17 protein-coding genes are annotated in these 20,105 nt (G+C 63.3%); 16 read left to right on the top strand and 1 reads right to left on the bottom strand.

Features of this window, described 5'->3' with window-relative positions:
- Positions 1-104: 104 nt before the first annotated feature.
- From PCOSP_RS02220 to PCOSP_RS02150, 15 genes are all read left to right on the top strand, one after another.
- Entirely contained in the window at positions 105-839 is a 735-nt protein-coding gene (locus PCOSP_RS02220; protein ID WP_464710220.1) for a glycosyltransferase family 2 protein, read from the top strand.
- Positions 836-1,780, top strand: coding sequence for an LpxL/LpxP family acyltransferase (locus PCOSP_RS02215; RefSeq protein WP_464710219.1), 945 nt, complete (start codon positions 836-838; stop codon positions 1,778-1,780). Before PCOSP_RS02220 ends, PCOSP_RS02215 begins: the two co-directional genes overlap by 4 nt.
- Entirely contained in the window at positions 1,761-3,305 is a 1,545-nt protein-coding gene (locus tag PCOSP_RS02210) for an HAL/PAL/TAL family ammonia-lyase (RefSeq protein WP_175361827.1), read from the top strand. Before PCOSP_RS02215 ends, PCOSP_RS02210 begins: the two co-directional genes overlap by 20 nt.
- The gene (locus PCOSP_RS02205) at positions 3,298-3,723 is read left to right on the top strand and encodes an acyl-CoA thioesterase (RefSeq protein WP_139646903.1); all 426 of its coding nucleotides are present in this window, start codon (positions 3,298-3,300) and stop codon (positions 3,721-3,723) included. The genes PCOSP_RS02210 and PCOSP_RS02205 overlap by 8 nt, the downstream gene beginning before the upstream one ends.
- Positions 3,720-4,313, top strand: a complete 594-nt coding sequence (locus tag PCOSP_RS02200; RefSeq protein ID WP_175384612.1) for an outer membrane lipoprotein carrier protein LolA — start codon at positions 3,720-3,722, stop codon at positions 4,311-4,313. The genes PCOSP_RS02205 and PCOSP_RS02200 overlap by 4 nt, the downstream gene beginning before the upstream one ends.
- Positions 4,303-6,636 (top strand): MMPL family transporter, encoded by a 2,334-nt coding sequence (locus PCOSP_RS02195; RefSeq protein ID WP_139646907.1) that lies wholly within the window; start codon positions 4,303-4,305, stop codon positions 6,634-6,636. Before PCOSP_RS02200 ends, PCOSP_RS02195 begins: the two co-directional genes overlap by 11 nt.
- A gap of 51 nt (positions 6,637-6,687) precedes the next feature.
- Positions 6,688-7,938: an NAD(P)/FAD-dependent oxidoreductase gene (locus PCOSP_RS02190; RefSeq protein WP_464710217.1), complete on the top strand. Its 1,251-nt coding sequence runs from the start codon at positions 6,688-6,690 to the stop codon at positions 7,936-7,938.
- A complete protein-coding gene (locus tag PCOSP_RS02185) occupies positions 7,931-8,665 on the top strand; it encodes a class I SAM-dependent methyltransferase (RefSeq protein ID WP_464710216.1) in 735 nt (244 codons plus the stop codon). Before PCOSP_RS02190 ends, PCOSP_RS02185 begins: the two co-directional genes overlap by 8 nt.
- Positions 8,662-9,156 carry a DUF3261 domain-containing protein gene (locus tag PCOSP_RS02180; protein WP_175384611.1) on the top strand — a complete coding sequence of 165 codons (495 nt, stop codon included), beginning with the start codon at positions 8,662-8,664 and terminating at the stop codon, positions 9,154-9,156. The genes PCOSP_RS02185 and PCOSP_RS02180 overlap by 4 nt, the downstream gene beginning before the upstream one ends.
- The gene (locus PCOSP_RS02175; protein ID WP_464710215.1) at positions 9,153-10,349 is read left to right on the top strand and encodes a beta-ketoacyl-[acyl-carrier-protein] synthase family protein; all 1,197 of its coding nucleotides are present in this window, start codon (positions 9,153-9,155) and stop codon (positions 10,347-10,349) included. Before PCOSP_RS02180 ends, PCOSP_RS02175 begins: the two co-directional genes overlap by 4 nt.
- Entirely contained in the window at positions 10,346-10,813 is a 468-nt protein-coding gene (locus PCOSP_RS02170; protein WP_139646914.1) for a hotdog family protein, read from the top strand. The genes PCOSP_RS02175 and PCOSP_RS02170 overlap by 4 nt, the downstream gene beginning before the upstream one ends.
- Positions 10,810-11,538, top strand: a complete 729-nt coding sequence (gene fabG / locus PCOSP_RS02165; protein WP_139646916.1) for a 3-oxoacyl-ACP reductase FabG — start codon at positions 10,810-10,812, stop codon at positions 11,536-11,538. Before PCOSP_RS02170 ends, fabG begins: the two co-directional genes overlap by 4 nt.
- On the top strand, positions 11,538-12,764 hold the full coding sequence (locus PCOSP_RS02160) for a beta-ketoacyl-ACP synthase (RefSeq protein ID WP_033034765.1): 1,227 nt from the start codon (positions 11,538-11,540) through the stop codon (positions 12,762-12,764). Before fabG ends, PCOSP_RS02160 begins: the two co-directional genes overlap by 1 nt.
- A 29-nt stretch (positions 12,765-12,793) precedes the next feature.
- Positions 12,794-13,240: an excinuclease gene (locus tag PCOSP_RS02155; protein WP_464710214.1), complete on the top strand. Its 447-nt coding sequence runs from the start codon at positions 12,794-12,796 to the stop codon at positions 13,238-13,240.
- A 339-nt stretch (positions 13,241-13,579) separates the two neighbouring features.
- Positions 13,580-17,581 (top strand): dermonecrotic toxin domain-containing protein, encoded by a 4,002-nt coding sequence (locus tag PCOSP_RS02150; protein ID WP_464710213.1) that lies wholly within the window; start codon positions 13,580-13,582, stop codon positions 17,579-17,581.
- Positions 17,582-17,710: 129 nt separating this feature from the next.
- On the opposite strand, the gene PCOSP_RS02145 is transcribed toward PCOSP_RS02150, so the two are convergent.
- Positions 17,711-18,625: a LysR family transcriptional regulator gene (locus tag PCOSP_RS02145; protein ID WP_139646546.1), complete on the bottom strand. Its 915-nt coding sequence runs from the start codon at positions 18,623-18,625 to the stop codon at positions 17,711-17,713.
- A gap of 120 nt (positions 18,626-18,745) precedes the next feature.
- Here PCOSP_RS02145 and PCOSP_RS02140 point away from each other — a divergent pair, with 120 nt between their 5' ends.
- On the top strand, positions 18,746-20,023 hold the full coding sequence (locus PCOSP_RS02140; protein ID WP_139646544.1) for an MFS transporter: 1,278 nt from the start codon (positions 18,746-18,748) through the stop codon (positions 20,021-20,023).
- Positions 20,024-20,105: the final 82 nt, after the last annotated feature.

Here is a 20,105-nt window from a genome sequence, read left to right as displayed (position 1 = left end):
ATTGTGGTGCTTCACAGGACTTGGGGTCGCTGCGCAACCCAGCGGGGCGGTGCGACGCTTCGCTGAATCCCCTCGCCACAAGGGCTCGGTGGAAGGCAAAAGACATGCATAACCCCTGCGCCGTCATCCCCGTCTACAACCACGAAACCGCCATCTCGACTGTGGTCCAGGCATTGCTCGCCAATGGCCTGCCCTGTGTGTTGGTCGATGACGCCAGCAGCCCGGCCTGCGCGGCGGTGCTGGAGCGGCTGGCCGTGGATGAGCGGGTTCACCTGGTCAGGCTGGCGGTCAACCAGGGCAAGGGGGGCGCCGTCATGACCGGCCTGCGGGAAGCCTCGCGCCTGGGCTTCAGCCATGCCTTGCAGGTGGACGCCGATGGACAGCACGACCTCGACGACGTGAAAACCTTCATCGACCAGTCCCGCGCCCACCCGGACGCGGTGATCTGCGGCTACCCGCAATACGACGCCAGCGTGCCGAAAGGCCGCCTGTACGCTCGCTACCTGACCCACGTCATGGTCTGGATCAACAGCCTGTCCTTGCAGATCCGCGACTCCATGTGCGGCTTTCGGGTCTACCCCCTGCCAGCGACCCTGGCGCTGATCAACTCGGCGAACATTGGCAAGCGCATGGATTTCGATTCGGACATCCTGGTACGACTGGCCTGGCGTAACCAACCGATGTGCTGGCTGCGCACCCGGGTCCACTACCCCCAGGACGGGGTTTCGCACTTCCGTCTGTTCCACGACAACGTGCTGATTTCCAGCATGCACACCCGTTTGTTCTTCGGCATGCTGGTACGTGCTCCCCTGATTCTGTGGCGACGGTGGCGGACATGAGTCTCCAGGCTGACAAAACGCATTGGGCCGACCGCCAGGAGCGCGGCAGTTTCTGGCTGATGAAACTCACGGCGTTCGCTGCCAAGGTGTTGGGCCGTCGCCTGCTGAGCCCGGTGCTGTACGGCATCGTCCTGTACTTCTTCATTTTCGGTCGCAGCGCTCGCCGGGCAGCCTGGCAATATCAGCAGCGCCTGGCCGACTGGAGCGGCCGCATCGAATTGCGCCCTACCCACGGCAAAGTCTTCGGGCAGTTCATGGCGTTTGCCGACTCGCTGCTGGACAAACTCGACGTGTGGAACGGCAAACTGAGCATCGACCAGATCGAAATCGTCGATACGGCATTGCTGCGCAATCATCTGCGTGGCGCTCGCGGCCAGATGCTGGTGGGAGCGCATCTGGGCAACCTGGAAATGTGCCGGGCCCTGGCCGAACTGGGCGAAAAAGTCACCATGAATGTGCTGGTGCATACCAAGCACGCCGAACAATTCAATCGCCTGCTGGGCGAAGCCGGCGCCACGCACCTGCGGCTGATCCAGGTCAGCGAACTGGATCCGGCGGTGATGCTGCAACTGAGCGAGCGCCTGGAGCGCGGCGAGTGGCTGGCGATTGCCGGCGACCGCGTGCCGCTGCACGGCGGACGCAGCGTGACCGTGGACTTCATGGGCCACCCGGCCGCGTTTCCCCAGGGACCCTGGCTGATGGCCGGCCTGTTGAAATGCCCGGTCAACCTGCTGATGTGCCTCAAGCACGAGGGGCGCTATCGCGTCACCCTCGAGCCCTTCGCCGACGCGGTGGTGTGGAAACGCACCGAACGCGAGCAAGTGATCGCCCACTGGGCCGGTCGCTATGCCGAGTGCCTGGCGCAGTACTGCCTCCAGGGGCCCCAACAGTGGTTCAACTTTTACCCTTTCTGGAAGATCGATGACGATGCCCACTCTTGAGCCGGTAACCTTCGGCGAACGCCCCCTGCGCATCGAAGACGTGCTGGCCCTGGCCAACCGTCAGGCGCCGACGCAACTGCAGGATGATCCGGCGTTCCGCCAGCGCATTGCCAAGGGTGCGCAATTTCTCGATTCCCTGCTGGACAAGGAAGGGGTGATCTACGGCGTGACCACCGGTTACGGCGATTCCTGCGTGGTAGCCGTGCCGTTGCACCACGTCGAGGCCTTGCCGCGCCACCTGTATACGTTCCACGGCTGCGGCCTGGGCAAGCTGCTGGATGCCCAGGCCACCCGCTCGGTGCTGGCCGCGCGCTTGCAGTCGTTGTGCCACGGCGTCTCCGGAGTACGGGTTGAACTGCTCGAACGTCTCCAGGCTTTTCTCGAGCACGACATCCTGCCGCTGATTCCGGAAGAAGGTTCGGTGGGCGCCAGCGGCGACCTGACGCCGTTGTCCTATGTGGCCGCGACGCTCTCCGGCGAACGTGAGGTGATGTTCCGTGGCGAACGCCGGCTGGCCGCCGACGTACACCGCGAATTGGGCTGGACCCCGCTGGTGCTGAGGCCCAAGGAAGCCCTGGCCCTGATGAACGGCACCGCCGTGATGACTGGCCTCGCCTGCCTGGCCTTCGCCCGGGCCGACTACCTGCTGCAATTGGCGACCCGCATCACCGCGCTGAACGTCGTCGCCCTACAAGGCAACCCCGAGCACTTCGACGAGCGCCTGTTCGCCGCCAAGCCACACCCCGGGCAGATGCAGGTCGCCGCGTGGCTGCGCAAGGACCTGGCGATCGACGCACCGACCGCGCCGCTGCATCGCCTGCAGGACCGCTATTCCCTGCGCTGCGCGCCCCATGTGCTCGGCGTGCTGGCCGACAGTCTGAACTGGTTGCGCGCGTTCATCGAAACCGAACTCAACAGCGCCAACGACAATCCGATCATCGATGCCGAAGCCGAGCGGGTGCTGCACGGCGGGCATTTCTATGGTGGGCACATCGCCTTCGCCATGGACAGCCTGAAAAACCTGGTGGCCAACGTCGCCGATCTGCTCGACCGGCAACTCGCCCTGCTGGTGGACGAGCGCTACAACCATGGCCTGCCGAGCAACCTGTCCGGCGCCAGCGCCGAGCGGGCGATGCTCAACCATGGTTTCAAGGCCGTGCAGATCGGCGCCAGCGCCTGGACCGCCGAAGCCCTGAAAAACACGATGCCAGCCAGCGTGTTCTCGCGCTCCACCGAGTGCCACAACCAGGACAAGGTCAGCATGGGCACCATCGCCGCCCGGGATGCGATCCGCGTGCTGGAGCTGACCGAACAAGTCGCCGCCGCGACGCTGCTGGCGGCCAACCAGGGCGTGTGGCTACGCAGCCGTGCCGAGGACGCGCGACCGTTGCCGCCGGCCCTGGCCGCCATGCACGAACAACTGGCCGGGGATTTCCCGCCGGTCATCGAAGACCGCGCCCTGGAAGGCGAACTGCGCCTGTGCCTGCAACGCATCGCCGAGCAACACTGGAGGCTGCATGCGTAGCCAGGGCGTGCTGCATGTCGAGACGCAGATTGTCGTACCGTTTTTCGATGTCGATTCGATGCACGTGGTCTGGCACGGCCACTACGTCAAATACCTGGAAATGGCCCGCTGCGCCCTGCTCGATGAGATCGGCCACAACTACAACGACATGCTCGCCGCCGGGTACGCATGGCCGGTGATCGACCTGCAACTGCGCTACGTGCGCAGCGCGGTGTTCGGTCAGGCCCTGACCGTGCGTGCCAGTCTGGTGGAGTGGGAGAACCGGTTGAAGATCAACTACCTGATCAGCGACACGCTCACCGGCGAACGCCTGACCCGCGCCAGCTCGGTGCAGGTGGCCGTGGACATCACGACCCGCGAGATGCTGCTGGCCTCGCCCAAGGTGTTTGTCGACGCCGTCGAAAGGAAACTGTCATGAAACGCCTGCCCCTCTGGTTGCTGCTGTTTTGCCTGTCGCCCCTGGCCCAGGCCTTCGACTTGCAGCAACTGAGCGAACAGCTGGCCCGCCCGGATGCCATCCACGGCCAGTTCATCCAGGAAAAGCACCTGCGCGCCCTGCCCCAACCGCTCATCAGCAAGGGGCATTTCGTTCTGGCGAAACAACAAGGCCTGCTGTGGCTGCTACAGACGCCGCTGCAACAGGACTACCGCATTACCGCCCAAGGCATCGCCCGAAGGGACGGCAACGCCTGGCAAATGCTACCGAACAAGAGTGCCGGCGCCGAACAGAACCGGTTGTTCCTGGCCGTCTTGCAGGGCGACAGCAGTGGTCTGCTGCGGGATTTCGAGCTCAGCCTGTCGGGTGAGCCGCAGCGGTGGAAGCTGACCCTGACCCCGCGCTCGGTGTTGCTCAAACAGGTGTTCAACCAGATCAACATCGACGGTGGCGAACTGGTGCAGCGCATCGAGCTGCTTGAAACCCAGGGCGACAGCACGGTGCTGCGCATGCAGGACAGCGTCGCCACGCAACCCTTGAGCGAAGCGGAGCGACACGACTTTGCCGAGTGAACGCAGGTTGCCACGGCTGTTCCTGATACTGCTGCTGGCGGTGCTGGCGCTCGCCGGTTGGCAATGGCGCAACGGTGCGCCACTGTCGGTCAACCTCATGGAACTGGTGCCGGGCACGTCCCCCGATGCCCTGGAGCTTGTGGCTGAGCAACGCATGCAGGAGCCGCTGAATCGCGAGGTGCTGGTGCTGGTCGGTCACGCCGACCGTCAGCAAGCCATCGCCCTGGCGCAAACCCTTGGCGAGCAATGGCAGGCCAGTGGCCTGTTCGATAAGGTGCAGTGGACGCTGCAAGCCGATTTGCCGGCGCTGCGCACGCAACTGCTGAACGGACGGCTGGCGATGCTCTCGGCCACGGACCGCCAGCAATTGATCGACCAGCCCCAGGCGTTCATCCAGCAGCGGGTACAGGCGCTGTTCGACCCGTTCAGCGGCTTCAGCCTGGTACCGAGCCAGGATGACTGGCTGGGCCTGACCGGGCGTATCCAGAACAGCCAGCCCCAACGCGGCGCGATACAGCTGGACGTAGGCAGCGGTGCATTGATTGCCGATGCCGATGGCAAAAGCTGGGTGATGCTACGGGCCCGCACCCAAGGCAACGCCTTCGACATGAACCTGCCGCTGCAAGTGGCCGATCTGCTGCAACGCAGCCGCGACCAGGCAGGCCAGGCCCAAGGGCAACTGTTAGCGGCCAGTGGCTTGCTGTACGCCGCCAGCGGCCAGCAACAGGCATCAAAGGAAATCACCTGGGTTGGCGGTGGCGCGACAGTGGGTATTCTGCTGCTGCTGTTGCTGGCCTTCCGACGCCTGCGGGTATGGCTCGCGTTCATGCCGGTACTGGTCGGCATGCTGTTTGGCGCGGTGGCCTGCGTGGCACTGTTCGGGCGCATGCATGTCATGACCCTGGTGCTGGGCTCGAGCCTGATCGGCGTAGCGGTGGACTATCCGCTGCACTACCTGTCCAAGAGCTGGAGCCTCAAGCCGTGGCGCAGTTGGCCAGCCCTGCGCCTGACCTTGCCGGGGCTGAGCCTGAGCCTGGCGACCACCTGCATCGGCTACCTGGCCCTGGCCTGGACACCCTTCCCGGCCCTGACCCAGATCGCGGTATTTTCCGCCGCCGGGCTGGTCGGCGCCTACCTGACCGCGGTTTGCCTGCTGCCGGCGCTGCTCAAGGGCACGGACCTGCGTCCTGCCCAGTGGCCGCTGCGCTTCTGCGAACAACTGCTCAAGGTCCGCGAAGCACTGCTGGCGCGGGTTCCCACGCCAATCCTGCTGGCGCTGCTGCTGATCTTCTGCGCCGGAGGGCTTTGGCACCTGAGCACGAAAAACGACATCCGCCAATGGATCGGCACGCCCCAGCATCTGACCGACGAGGCCCGCGACATCGCGCGCATCACCGGTTTCCAACCCACCAGCCAGTTCTTCCTGATTCGCGCCGACAATCAATCCCAACTGCTGGAACGCCAGACCGCTCTCAACGAGCGGCTGGACCAGTTGGTCGGCCTGGAAAAACTCCAGGGCTACCTGTCACTGAACCAACTGGTCAGCCCGCCGGCCGAACAGCAGAAAGTCCGTGAAGCCCTGGCCCGGCTCCCGGCGTTCTGGCAACCGCTGCTGGACCTGGGCGTGCCGGTCGCCGCCTTGCAGGCAGAGCTGACCCAACTACAGGCCTTGCCGGTGGAAGACATCGATGCCGCGCTGACCGGTCCGTTGGCCGAGCCATATCGCATGCTCTGGCTCGGCCCGACCGAGCAAGGCGTGGCTGCCATGATCAGCTTGCAGGGTTTGAACGACGCCGCGCTGCTGCGCTTGCAGGCGGTGGATCTGCCCGGCGTGCAGTTGGTGGACCGCCTGGGCGATCTGAATCGGGTGTTCGCCGCCACGCAGATCAGCGCCGCCGAGCTGAAACTGGCCTCTTGCGTGCTGATCGTACTGCTGTTGATCTGGCCGTTCGGCGTCTGGGCAGCCCTGCGGATCGTGGCCCTGCCGCTGCTCGCCGCGCTGTGCAGCCTGGCGAGCCTGGGCTGGCTGGGGCAGCCGTTGACCCTGTTCAGCCTGTTCGGGCTGCTGCTGGTGACGGCCATCGGCGTCGATTACGCGATCCTGATGCGCGAGCAGATCGGCGGTGCTGCGGTGAGCCTGCTGGGCACCCTGCTCGCGGCGGTCACTACTTGGCTGTCGTTCGGCCTGCTGGCGCTTTCCAGTACGCCGGCAGTGAGCAATTTTGGCCTGGCGGTGAGCCTGGGGCTGGCGTTCAGCTTCATGCTGGCGCCGTGGGCCGGGCACCAGGAGCATGCACCACCCGTGCTGGAACCCGCCCAATGACGATTACGCACCACTCTCACTCGAACATCGCTGCCTTGGCAAGGAGTCCAAATGTCTGCAATTGAAATGGAACGTCGCCAGGTCGTCATCATCGGCGCAGGGCCGTCCGGCGCCATCGCGGCGGCGCTGCTCAAGCGCAAGGGGCACGATGTGCTGGTCATCGAACGCCAGCATTTTCCCCGGTTCTCCATCGGCGAGAGCCTGCTGTCCCACTGCCTGGACTTCGTCGAAGAGGCCGGCATGCTCGACGCGGTGCAGGCCGCAGGTTTCCAGCGCAAGAACGGCGCGGCCTTCGCCTGGGGTGAGCGCTATAGCGCCTTCGATTTCGGCGACACCTTCAGCGAAGGGAAGCCCACCACCTTCCAGGTACAGCGCGCCGACTTCGACAAGCTGCTGGCCGATCAAGCCGCCCTGCAAGGGGTGGAGATCCGTTATGGCGAAGCCATCGCCAGCGTCGATTTCAAGCTCGCCAAACCGCAACTGGGTGTACGGCGCGAGGATGGCAGCGAGTACCGGATCGAGGCCCAGTTCGTCCTCGACGCCAGCGGCTATGGTCGAGTCCTGCCACGCTTGCTGGACCTTGAGGCACCGTCGAACTTCCCGGTGCGCCAGGCCGTATTCACCCATGTCGAGGACCGCATCGATACCCCGGCCTTCGACCGGGAGAAAATCCTCATCACCACCCACCCGACCCAACGCGATATCTGGTTCTGGACCATTCCGTTCAGTGACGGGCGCTGCTCGGTTGGTGTGGTCGCGGCGGCAGAGCATTTTGCCGGCCGCACCGACGACCTCGACGCCTGCCTGCGGGGGTTCATCGACGAGACTCCAAGCCTCGCCCGAGTGTTGGACAACGCCGTGTGGGATACCCCGGCACGGACCATCGGCGGCTACTCGGCCAATGTCAAAACCTTGCATGGCCAAGGCTTCGCCCTGCTGGGCAACGCCGCGGAATTTCTCGACCCGGTGTTCTCCTCCGGCGTGACCATCGCCATGCGCTCGGCAAGCATGGCGGCCGGCGTATTGCATCGTCAGCTGCAAGGTGAAAGCGTGGACTGGCAAAGCGAGTTCGCCGAACCGCTCAAGCGTGGCGTCGACACCTTCCGCTGCTACGTCGAGGGCTGGTACGCCGGCACCTTCCAGGACGTGATCTTCTATACCGAAGGTTCTTCCGACATCCGCCGCATGATCAGCTCGATCCTGGCAGGGTATGCCTGGGATCAACGCAACCCGTTCGTCAGCGAACCCAAGCGACGCCTGCGCATGCTCTCGGAAATCTGTGCGAGCCCGGCACATGAGTGAGAACTACCTGAGCGACAACTACGTCGAAGAAACCCGCTTCGGCTTCTGGTTCCTGCGCAGCCGCACCTGGCAGCACCATGTGCTGCGCGTGGCGATCAACGACCTGCGCAGCCTGTTCAGTACGCCGTTGCCCACCGCCCCGGTGCTGCTGGACGCCGGTTGCGGCCAGGGCAAATCGTTCCAGTACCTGCGCCAGGTGTTCGCGCCACAGCGGTTGATCGGGGTCGATGCCGATCCCCATAGCCTGGCGTTGAGCGCCGAAGAAGCGGCCCGCCAGGGCATGACCGTGGAACTGATCGGCAGCGATTGCGCAACCTTGGCGGTACCGGACGCCAGCGTCGACCTGTTGTTCTGTCACCAGACCTTCCATCATCTGGTGGAGCAGGAAAAGGCCCTGGCCGAGTTCTATCGCGTGCTCAAGCCCGGCGGCTACCTGATGTTCGCCGAATCCACCGAGGCCTACATCGATACCTGGGTCATCCGCTGGCTGTTCCGTCATCCCATGCACGTACAGAAAAGTGCCGCGCAATACCTGGAGATGATCCGCCAGCAAGGGTTCCGCTTCGAAGCCGACAATGTGTCCTATCCCTATCTGTGGTGGAGCCGCGCCAGGGACTTCGGTCTGTTGGAACGTTTTGGCCTGCGCCGCCCCAGGCCGTTCGGCGAGCGGGAAGAAACCCTGGTCAACGTCGTGGCCCGCAAGCCCGTCGAAGGAGTTGGCAAATGATCCGCGCCTGCCTCAATGGCCTGCTGGTCGGCTGCCTGTTGCTGCTCGGAGCCTGCGCCAGTCATGCGCCACTGCCCCAGCACACCCCCACCCTGGCGCTGCCGCTGCAATTGCACATCGAGCGACAACTGGCCGGGCAGCGCCAGGACTGGCTGCTGGTGATCCAGCGCGAAGACGCCGGCATTCGCTGGTCGATGATGGACCCGCTGGGTATTCCCCTGGCCCGCCAACGCCTGGTCGATGGCCAGTGGCAAGCCGACGGCCTGCTGCCCCCCAACGCCGAAGCCCGGGAGCTGTTCGCCGCGCTGCTGTTCGCCCTGACCCCTGAAACCGAGCTGTCCGGCAATTATCCGACCGCCCGGCAACAGACCGCGCAACGAACCCTGGATTCCCGCTGGCAGGTGCGCTACAAGCAGCCGCTGGATTTCCAACTGAGCCTGCCCCAAGGCCTCCACTACCGCATCACGCCGCTGACCGAGAGCACTCCATGACCGCCTATTTGAATGCCCTCGGCGTGATCTGTGCCCTGGGCCGCGATAAACATGAAGTGGCGCGCAACCTGTTCGCCGGCGATTGCTCGGGCCTGCGTATCGAAGCCGGGTGGGTGGCCGAGCGCGCCTTGCCGGTTGCTTCGGTAACAGGTGAACTGGCTCGCATCCCCGAGACCCTGGCCGCCCATGGCAGCCGCAACAATCAGTTGCTGCTGGAGGCCGGGTTGCAGATCCGGCCCGAGATCGACCGGGCCATCCAGGCCTATGGCCGTGCGCGCATCGGCATAGTCCTGGGCACCAGCACCTCGGGTATCGACGAGGCCAGTCAGGGCATCGCCCATTACCTGCGCGAACAGCGCTTCCCGGACGGCTACGACTACCAGCAGCAGGAACTCAGCGCGCCGGCCAATTTCCTCTCCGACTGGCTCGGCCTGAGTGGTCCGTCCTATGTGATTTCCACCGCCTGCACCTCCAGCGCCCGTGCCTTGATGAGCGCCCGGCGCCTGCTCGACCTGGGCTTGTGCGATGCGGTGCTCTGCGGCGGGGTGGACAGCCTGTGCAAGCTGACCCTCAACGGTTTTTCGGCGCTGGAAGCGGTGTCGAACGAGCGCTGCAATCCGTTTTCGGTAAACCGCAACGGCATCAACATCGGCGAGGCGGCCGTGCTGTTTCTGATGAGCAAGACACCAGGCAATGGAACGCCGATTGCCTTGCTCGGCGATGGCGCCAGCTCCGATGCCCATCATATTTCCGCCCCGGAGCCCAGCGGTCGCGGCGCCCGCCAAGCCATGGAAAAAGCCTTGCTCTGCGCGGGTCTCGAGGCCAGCCAGATCGACTACCTGAACCTGCACGGCACCGCCACGCAACACAATGACGCCATGGAAAGCCATGCGGTGGCCGGCCTGTTTCCGCACGGGGTGCCGTGTTCGTCCACCAAGCCCATGACCGGCCACACCCTGGGTGCGGCCGGAGCGTTGGAAGCGGCCTTCTGCTGGTTGAGCCTGAGCGCCGAAAACCCCACCGGGGCTCTGCCGCCTCATGTCTGGGACGGTCAGGCCGATCCCGACCTGCCGGCCTTGGCCTGGACCCGCGCCGACAGCCGCCTGAATCCGACCGCCCCCCGTCGCCTGATGAGCAATTCGTTTGCCTTCGGCGGCAACAACGTCAGCCTGATTATCGGAGATGCCCCATGATTGACTGGCCACTCGCCGAACTGCTGCCCCACGCAGGCGACATGATTCTCATCGATCGCGTCGTGGCATTCGATGACGAGCAGATCCATACCCACGCCATCGTCAAACCCGGGGGATTGTTCAACCGTGACGACGGTGGCCTGCCGGCCTGGGTCGGCATCGAGTTGATGGCCCAGAGCGTCGCCGCGTTTGCCGGTTGCCATGCGCGCCGACGTGGCGACGCCGTTGAGCTGGGTTTTTTGCTCGGCACCCGTAAGTTCGAATGCAACGTCGACTGTTTTCCAGTCGGTACCGAGCTGGACATCCGCGGTATGCGCTCGCTGGAAGACGACAACGGCATGGGTGTGTTCGAGTGCCATATCGAAGCGCCCGGCATACATGCCACAGCCCGGTTGAACGTGTTCCGTCCACCCAAGTCCGCCCACTACCTCCATGAACCATCCGCAACAGGAAACCAGCCATGACTGAATCCGTATTGGTCACCGGCTCCAGCCGTGGCATCGGCCGCGCCATCGCCCTGCGCCTGGCCCAGGCCGGGCATGACATCGTGCTGCACTGCCGCAGCGGCCGTGCTGAGGCCGATGCCGTCCAGGCCGAGATCCAGGCCCTCGGTCGCCAGGCCCGGGTCCTGCAGTTCGACGTGTCCGACCGTGCCGCCTGCAAGGCCATTCTCGAGGCCGACGTCGAAACCCACGGCGCCTACTATGGCGTGGTGCTCAATGCAGGTCTGACCCGCGACGGTGCGTTTCCAGCCCTGAGTGAAGAAGACTGGGACGCGGTGATGCGCACCAACCTCGACGGTTTCTACAACGTGCTGCATCCGGTGATGATGCCGATGATCCGTCGTCGCGCCGCCGGACGAATCGTCTGCATCACGTCGGTGTCGGGGTTGATCGGCAACCGTGGCCAGGTCAATTACAGCGCCTCGAAGGCCGGACTGATCGGGGCGGCCAAGGCGTTGGCAATCGAACTCGGCAAGCGCAAGATTACCGTCAATTGCGTCGCGCCAGGGCTGATCGACACCGCCATGCTCGATGAAAACGTCCCCGTGGAAGAACTGATGAAAATGATTCCCGCCCAGCGCATGGGCACGCCGGAAGAAGTGGCCAGCGCGGTGAACTTTCTGATGTCCGCCGAAGCCGGCTATATCACCCGGCAGGTCCTGGCCGTCAACGGAGGCTTGTGCTGATGAAGCGCGTTGTCGTCACCGGCATGGCCGGCATCACCTCCGTGGGCAGCGATTGGGAGACCATCGCCGCCAACTTCGCCGCCAACCGCAGCGGCATCCGGCGCATGGACGAGTGGGACCGATTCACTGAGCTGAACACCCGCCTGGCCGGCCCCATCGATGATTTCAAGGTCCCGGCCCACTGGACACGCAAGCAACTGCGCAGCATGGGCCGGGTTTCGCGGCTGGCGGTCGCCGCGGCGGAACAGGCCCTGGCCGACGCCGGCCTGTTGGGCGACGAGTCGATCAAGGACGGACGCATGGGCGTATCCTGCGGCTCGTCGACCGGCAGCACCGACGAGGTCAAGGCGTTCGGCAACATGCTGCTCAACAGCGTGGCCGAAGGCCTGAACGCCAACTCCTATGTGCGGATGATGCCCCATACCACGGCGGCCAATATCAGCATTTTCTTCGGCCTTACCGGACGGATGATTCCCACCTCCAGCGCTTGCACCAGTGGCAGCCATGGCATCGGCTACGCGTACGAGGCGATCAAGTTCGGGCGCCTGCCTTTGATGATTGCCGGTGGCGCGGAGGAACTGTGCCCGACCGAAGCGATGGTCTTCGACGCGCTCTACGCCACCAGCCTGAAGAACGATGCACCACAGACCAGCCCACGCCCTTACGACAAGGGCCGTGATGGCCTGGTGATCGGCGAAGGTGCCGGCATGCTGGTCCTTGAAGAGCTGGAACATGCCCTGGCCCGCGGTGCGCGAATCCACGCCGAAATCGTCGGCTTCGGCAGCAACGCCGATGGCCAGCATGCTACCCGTCCCGAGCTGGTCACCATGCGCCGGGCCATGGAGCTGGCCCTGGAAGATGCGGGCCTCGAACCCTCCGCCATCGGCTACGTCAACGGGCACGGCACCGCCACCGAACAGGGCGACATTGCCGAAACCCTCGCCACCAGCAGCCTGTTCGGTGAACGCATGCCCATCAGTTCGCAGAAAAGCTTCCTGGGCCATACCTTGGGCGCCTGCGGGGCGCTGGAGTCCTGGTTCAGCATCGAGATGATGAACCGCGACCGGTATGTACATACCTGCAATCTCGACGAAGTCGACCCTCAATGCGGCCAGCTCGATTATCTGCGCAACGAGTTTCGGTCGATGAGCAACGAGTACGTGATGAACAACAACTTCGCCTTTGGCGGGGTCAACACTTCGTTGATCTTCCGTCGCTGGCACTGACGCCCGTTCCTCTGGTCAAGGAGACCCTGATGTCGCTGAAGAAAATCGCCGTTACCGCCGCCCTGTTGCTCAGCACCCTGCCGACTCTCAGCCAGGCCCGTGATACCGCGCTGTACCTGCCTTTCGACAAGGTCGTCGCCGAAGCCATCCGCACCGGCAAGATCAACGGCAGCGTGAAATTCTACCTGGCGGGCAACAAACCGGCCGGTAACGTCACCGTGGTCAGCCCCGGTGCGGTGACTAACAAGAAAACCAACGCCTTCAACAAATCCGACGAAGCAGCCTGCGAATGGGTGCTGCAATCGGCGCTGATCAGCCTGCACCAGGCAGCCAAGAATGCAGGCGCCAACGCCGTGACCAACATCGTCAGCTTCTACAAGAGCAACGAGCGCAAAGACCCTGCGACCTATGAATGCCATGCCGGCGCGATCATGGCAGGCGTTGCATTGAAGGGGGATCTGTCGAAGGTGCAATAAGCCCTCGGGCATTGATGCCGCCCGGCCCGCCGCCATCGCGAGCAGGCTCGCTCCCACAAGGGTTCTGTGCCAGGCGCAGGCGTTTGGCTCACTGATATTCCACCGTGGGAGCGAGCCTGCTCGCGATGGTGGCAGGACAGTCGACAGCGATGCCAACGGATCCACCGCTATCGCGAGCAAGCTTGGCTCCCACAAGGGATATGTATCCGGTACAGGTTTCTTGAGGGGCCACTGTCCCTCCTACCCCGCCCGACACCGCCACGTGCGGTATCTATCTACCACCCAGTCATCGTCCATCTTCAATAGGTTGTTCTTCCGAAAATTTCTCAGGAAGAGCACATGTTGGAAAACACCCCCTCACGGACTGATAGCCCGACAAACCCGAGTACCCCGCTGATCAGCCTGCTGGAAACCTCGCAGCAACAGATGATCCGCCTGAACGACGCCGTCCCACGTGCCTCGAAGGTGCTGGCAAGGTATCTGGATAATGAATTTCGCAGCGCCTTCCCCGCCCTGTCCGGCAACCTCACTGCCAAAGACATCTTCGTATGCAGACAACAGGACGGGGCCAAGACCACGGTGCGCCTCGACACGCTTTTTGTTCAGGCGATCGCGGGTCGGTTGGATACGCAGGCGTTCTTCGACGAGTCGAGCAACATAGACTTCGTCACTGATCAGTATTACGCCGCGCCTACGCCCGCAGCCCTGGAGAACCTCAAGCGCCTGATCAGCATCACGCCCGACTCGTGCACACAACTGTTGACCCAGGCATTGGACGACTTCTGGGCCGAACCCACCGATTTCAGTCAGGGTCGTAGCGTCAGCATCTGGCTGGCCGATGAATGGGCCGTACAGCTCAAGGCCCAGGCGGACCTCCACAAGCTGGACGGCACGTTGCGCCCGGCGATGCACAAGGCCTTGGTGGAGCGCGCCTTGTTGGCGCCAGACGCGGCGTCTCGTGGGCAATTCCCGGAATACCAGCGGCCCGGCGTCCATAGCCTGAGCCTGATCCCGCCAGGGTGGGCTGTCAGCGTGCCAGTTCCCATGGCCGTGGTGCTGACCCAACATGACAACGTCAGCGAGTCGGGTGGCGCGGTGCTGTACCGCCCGGGCGAACCGCTGCACATTCACGAGGACCTTGCAGCACTCAAGGCCAGCCTGCTGGAAGACAGCGAACCCGGAGGCGAGATCGAAACGGCACCGATTGCCGAGCACTTTCTCGTCCGCCTGGTCAGCGAACTGCGGACGGCGCAAAGGAACGCCGTCGGCAACGTTTTTCTCAATGGCCCTGCGGAAGCGGAGGAGATCGACGTCTGGATGAGCAGGCTGGATGCAATGGCGGAATTGGGCAATCGACTGGATCTGGCTGCCGCCCTGGATGAACGTGAACTGCGGCTTAGCCTGAAAAAACTCGATGACTGGTTGCACGCCAACCCCCACGTCACCGGTGGCGACCGTCTGGCGTGGTGGGAGGCGACCCAGGCGGTGCAGACAACCCTGGTGGAAACGGTCCCGGCACCAGACCCCGTGACGCTGGCCACCCCGGATGCCCTGCATGCCCGGACCCGCACCTTGTTGGCCGGTGTCATCCGCGAGAAATACCCGCCGGTCGATCCTGAAGACGTGTCACTGAGCATCAGGAAGCAATTGGTCGATCCACATGCCCCCACGGGCGGGTCACCGTTTGGGTCCGGAATATCCCAAGGCAGCGTCAGCGGGATCATCGACGACCGCCGCTCCCTGACAGAGTGGGCGATGTCCAACCTGACCCTGGATGAACGCAATGCCCCTCGGCCCGCCATAGAAGGGCCGCTGAGTTTCGCGCAGATTGTCGAGGTCATCGAAAGGGCCAATGTCGGCGCCCGGTTGCCGACCGAGCTGCAAGTTGTAGCCCGGCAAACCCAGGCGCAATGGATGGCCTTGAAAGCACAACAGATGCGAGCCCAGGTTTGGGCCGCCCATATCTCCGGCGACCTGAGACTCGACCGCGACAATACCGGGCTGAAACTGGTACTGGCGGCACTGGACAGCCCCGTGGCGGCAGGACGCGTCAAGGTTGGCGGGCACGAAGTGGTGGTTCGTCAACTGCACTGGGGCAATAGCGTACTGAAAGAAATACTGGCGTTTGGGGTCAAGGCCCTGGCGAGCCGCCCCTCGCTGACGCTGTACACACCAGGGGCACCGGACGGCAAAACGTTTCGCGACGTGGATGCGGCCAGCAGCCGAACCTTGGAAGCCGCCCTGGTGCAGACCCTCACCGCCACACCGCAGATGGCTCGCTGGCTGATCTCGCACCTGCCGCTGCTGGAACAGGCCGAGCAGCTAGCCAGCCTGGTGCCGATGTCGGAGGACCTGACGCTCGAGGAGAAGATCAGGAAGGTTACGCGTTCCGTCTTCGCCTGGACCAAGGACCGGGCACAAAATGACTTCGCAAAGAAAATCGCCTCGCCGGTGGTGGAAGCGGACCTGTTCAAGGTACTGCACGAAACGCAGATCACCCACGGGATGAAAACCGCGGAAATGCTCACGGTGACCAATGCCGAACGCGACAGCGCGTCCGCACAGGAAGGGCGCCGAAACGCCGTCATGCTGCTCACGGGCGCCATGTCGATGTTCCCGGTGGGCCGGTTGGGCGGCATATTGGGCCGCGCGATCCTGCCGACCATGGCGGGCGGTGCCGCGGTATCAGCGATCGATGATGAGGGCGGCAGCGTCCGTCAATGGGCCACTGATTTCATCGGCGGGTTGGGAGAGGTCATCGCCGAAGCCGGGCAGGACCTGATCATGGCCCGCGCGGGACGCCGTCGGAAACAGGCACGCCCGGCCCTGTCCTCCCTCCCCCGCATGCCGGATCCAGAGCTGGAACACTATCGGCTCAAAGGCTTCAACGGGCATGGGTTGATCGCCGAGGGACGCCACCGGTACAGGGGCGCCGACGGGCAGGGTTACCTGAAGCTTGGGAACGGCTATTACAAAACGGCGATCCAGGTCGGCGAACGGATCATCTACGCGCCGGACAACCGCTCGAACCAGCGAACGGTCACGTGGGAAAATGACCGCTGGCGCATTGAGGAGCGACATCGGTTACACGGAGGTGGCGCGCTCCAGAGCCTGTTCAGTCGCCCCCCGGAAACCCCACGACAACGCACCTGCGATGCGTTGGTGGAGGGCGTGCTGGTGATGAACCGCTACCCCTCCTATGAAGCGATCAGCACCGCAAAAGCCATCTTCGACTCCATGCCTGAAGCACTGTCCGAACGCATACTGCGCGAGAGCATGGCGGATGTCGGTGCAGCCGACATCAACGCTTACCGCGCACGAATAGATGACTTGACCCGGGGGCGGGGCGACTTGTCCAGGCGCAAAGCCATTCAGATGCAACTATTGGACAAGATGAATACATGGAGCATCGTCCTCCTCAGTAGTCGAGACATCGAAGCAAACGTGTCCAACATTGACCTGAGCGAGACGCAAAAAATAAAAATATACGACACGATACTCGCGCACAGAAACATGTTCTTTACCGAAGACCGGATCAAGGTCAACACAACGGTTATAACGGACAACATTACCGGCGCGGTATTCATGGCCTTCACCTCCCCAGGCGGGAGGAAGAAGGCGGCCATGAACAAAATAGCCAAGGACACCCGGGACATGTTGGATGCCGTGGAAGCCAGACTGGATGCCACGACGCAGGCGCGATTCCCCGGAAATGATCCGGAAACAAAGGCAGCCCGGGAAAAATACACGGCCTCGGAGGAATACTATAACGAGTTGATTACAGCCCTGCGGGAAGAGAAGCTGCGCAGGCACAAACCCGGACTGCTGACGGAAATCAGAAACAATCGAGTGCCCTATATCATTGCCAACAAAGGGCGGACACAACGCAACGTCATGCTGCTCACTGGGGAAGACATCACGGACTTCAGCCGTACACTGGCCAACTACGAACCGTTCGATATCGAGATCGTGACCCAGGCTCGAACCCACAAAGTGGAAGGTACACCGTCCACCGTCACCCCTGCGGTTCTACCCACTCCATCGCCGGCACCGGACAGGTTCACCGTCACCACCAGCCCATTGGCCGAAGCCCAGATGTCCTACGCCAGCTTCTCTGAGGCGGCGAAAACCAGGGTCCGAGTCATCACCGAAGATATTCGCGCGGGAAGGGTAACCACCAAGAAGAGCAACCGATATTACTGGTACACCATGGCCCAACTGACCCCGGGCGGTGGCAAAGGCGCATGGCGCGCCGCGTTTGAACGCGAGGGCGATAGCTGGATACTCCGAGGGTTCTACGACTACCACGCCAATGGCCCTGCGACGGTTTGGGAAGGCTAAGAAAAAAGGGCGCCGAGAGGCGTAATGCCAGTCAGTTAAGGATCAAACGGCACAAACTCTGTGGGAGCAAAGCTTGCTCCCACAGGGTTGTGGCTTAACTGATCGGCATTAGCCCAAAGGCGGCCTTTTTCAAGCCGTCCTTTCAGAACCGGAAATACCGGTATTTTTAGCCAATAACTCCACAAACGCCTTCGCCATCGGCGAACGCTGGTCCTTACGCTGCACCAACCACACCGCCGACACCGCCGCCGGGTCGAGCAATGGCCGGTAGACCACGCCATCGACCCGTATCCGCTGGTAAGACGCCGGCAATACCGAAACCCCCAGCCCTGCCGCCACCAGGCCGATGATGGTCATGGCTTCGCCGGCTTCCTGGGCAAAGTGGGGGCTGAAGCCGGCGTCACGGGCCAGGCTCAGCAGTTGTGCATAGAGGCCACTGCCGTAGCTACGGGGGAAGAACACGAACGGCTCCTGGGCCAGTGCCGAGAGAAACAATCCCTCGTCACTGCTCTGGGCCAGCGGGTGCTTGGCACTGAGCACCGCCACCAGCGGTTCGCGGCTCAGCTCGATTTCGCTCAAGGCATCGGGCAGCGGCAGGGGCCGCATGATGCCGATCTCGATCGTTTCGTCCAGCAACGCATCGGCCACCTGGGTACTGCTCATCTCCCGCAGGTTCAAGTGCACGGCCGGGAACCGCTGGCGAAACGAAAAGATCGCCTGGGGAATGGTGGAGTTGAACGGCGCCGAAGAGGTGAAGCCGATCTTCAGTTCACCCAGTTCCCCTTGTTGGGCGCGACGCGCCACGTCGGCGGCCTTGTCGACCTGGGCCAGTACCCGCCGCGCCTCTTCGAGGAACAGCCGCCCGGCTTCGCTCAACTCGACCCGACGATTGGTGCGTTCGAACAAGCGCGCGCCGATCTCCTGCTCCAGCGCCTGGATCTGCTGGCTCAGGGGCGGCTGGGAAATACCCAAAGCCAGCGCGGCGCGGCCGAAATGCAGTTCCTCGGCCACGGCGATGAAGTAACGCAAGTGACGCAGTTCCATGGGCCATCCAATAGGTCGCTAAACGTCTTAAACAGGTCGAACAATATATTGGATAGAAACGTTAGTCAGCTATATGCTTTTTTTCATTGCCTGCCTGATCGTGCTCTTGCGAGGTCCATCGTGAAAACTGCTGTCGCGCCACTGGCCCATGAAATCCCCTCCCGCGTGCAGGACGCCGTCGTTACCGAATTGAAGGACATCTACATAGAAAAAGGCACGCCGATGTTCATGCGCACGGTACTGGCGCTGTTCTGCGGTGGCTTCGCAACCTTTGCCCTGTTGTATTGCGTGCAGCCGATGATGCCATTGCTGTCCAGGGAATTTTCCGTCAATGCGGCGCAAAGCAGCCTGATCCTGTCGGTGGCGACCGGCCTGCTCGCCGTCGGCCTGTTGATCACCGGGCCGATTTCCGACCGCATCGGCCGCAAGTCGGTGATGGTCACCGCACTGTTCGCCGCCGCACTGTGCACCGTGGCCAGCGCCATGATGCCGACCTGGCATGGCGTACTGCTGCTCCGGGCCCTGGTGGGGCTGTCGTTGAGCGGATTGGCCGCCGTCGCGATGACCTACCTGAGTGAAGAGATCCATCCCAAGCACATCGGCCTGGCGATGGGACTGTACATCGCCGGCAACGCCATCGGTGGCATGTGCGGGCGCTTGATCACCGGCGTGCTGATCGACTTTGTCAGCTGGCACACCGCGATGCTGGTGATTGGCGGCCTCGCCCTGATCGCCGCGGCGGTGTTCTGGAGGATCCTGCCCGAGTCGCGCAACTTCCGCCCACGCTCACTGCATCCACGCAGCTTGCTGGACGGCTTCACCCGGCACTTTCGCGATGCTGGCTTGCCGTTGCTGTTTCTCGAAGCCTTCGTGCTGATGGGCGCCTTCGTGACGCTGTTCAACTACATCGGCTACCGCCTGCTGGCCGAGCCTTATCACCTGGATCAGGCCTTCGTTGGACTGCTGTCGGTGGTGTACTTGTCGGGCATCTACAGCTCGGCCAAAGTCGGCGCACTGGCGGACAAGCTCGGTCGACGCAAGATGCTCTGGGCCACCATTGCCTTGATGCTGGCCGGTCTCGCACTGACCATGGCGACGCCCCTGACGCTGGTGATCCCTGGCATGCTGGTCTTCACGTTCGGCTTCTTCGGGGCCCACTCGGTCGCCAGCAGTTGGATCGGCCGCCGCGCCCTCACCGCCAAGGGCCAGGCATCGTCGCTCTATCTGTTCAGCTATTACGCCGGTTCGAGCGTGGCCGGCACCGCCGGCGGCGTGGCCTGGCACCTGGGTGGATGGAACGGTGTCGGCCTGTTCATTGGCGCGCTGCTGCTGGTGGCGTTGTCGGTGGCGGTAAAACTGGCGAAATTGCCGGTGTTGCCAGGAAACATGCCGGTCTGAACACCACCTGTGGGAGTAAAGCTTGCTCGCGATTGCGGTAAGTCAGCCAGCAACAATGTCGGTTGGTCTGCCCCATCGCGAG

Source organism: Pseudomonas sp. MAFF 730105, assembly GCF_055380705.1.
Note: the sequence above shows the minus strand (reverse complement) of the source record. Positions and strands in the feature narration are given on the sequence as shown.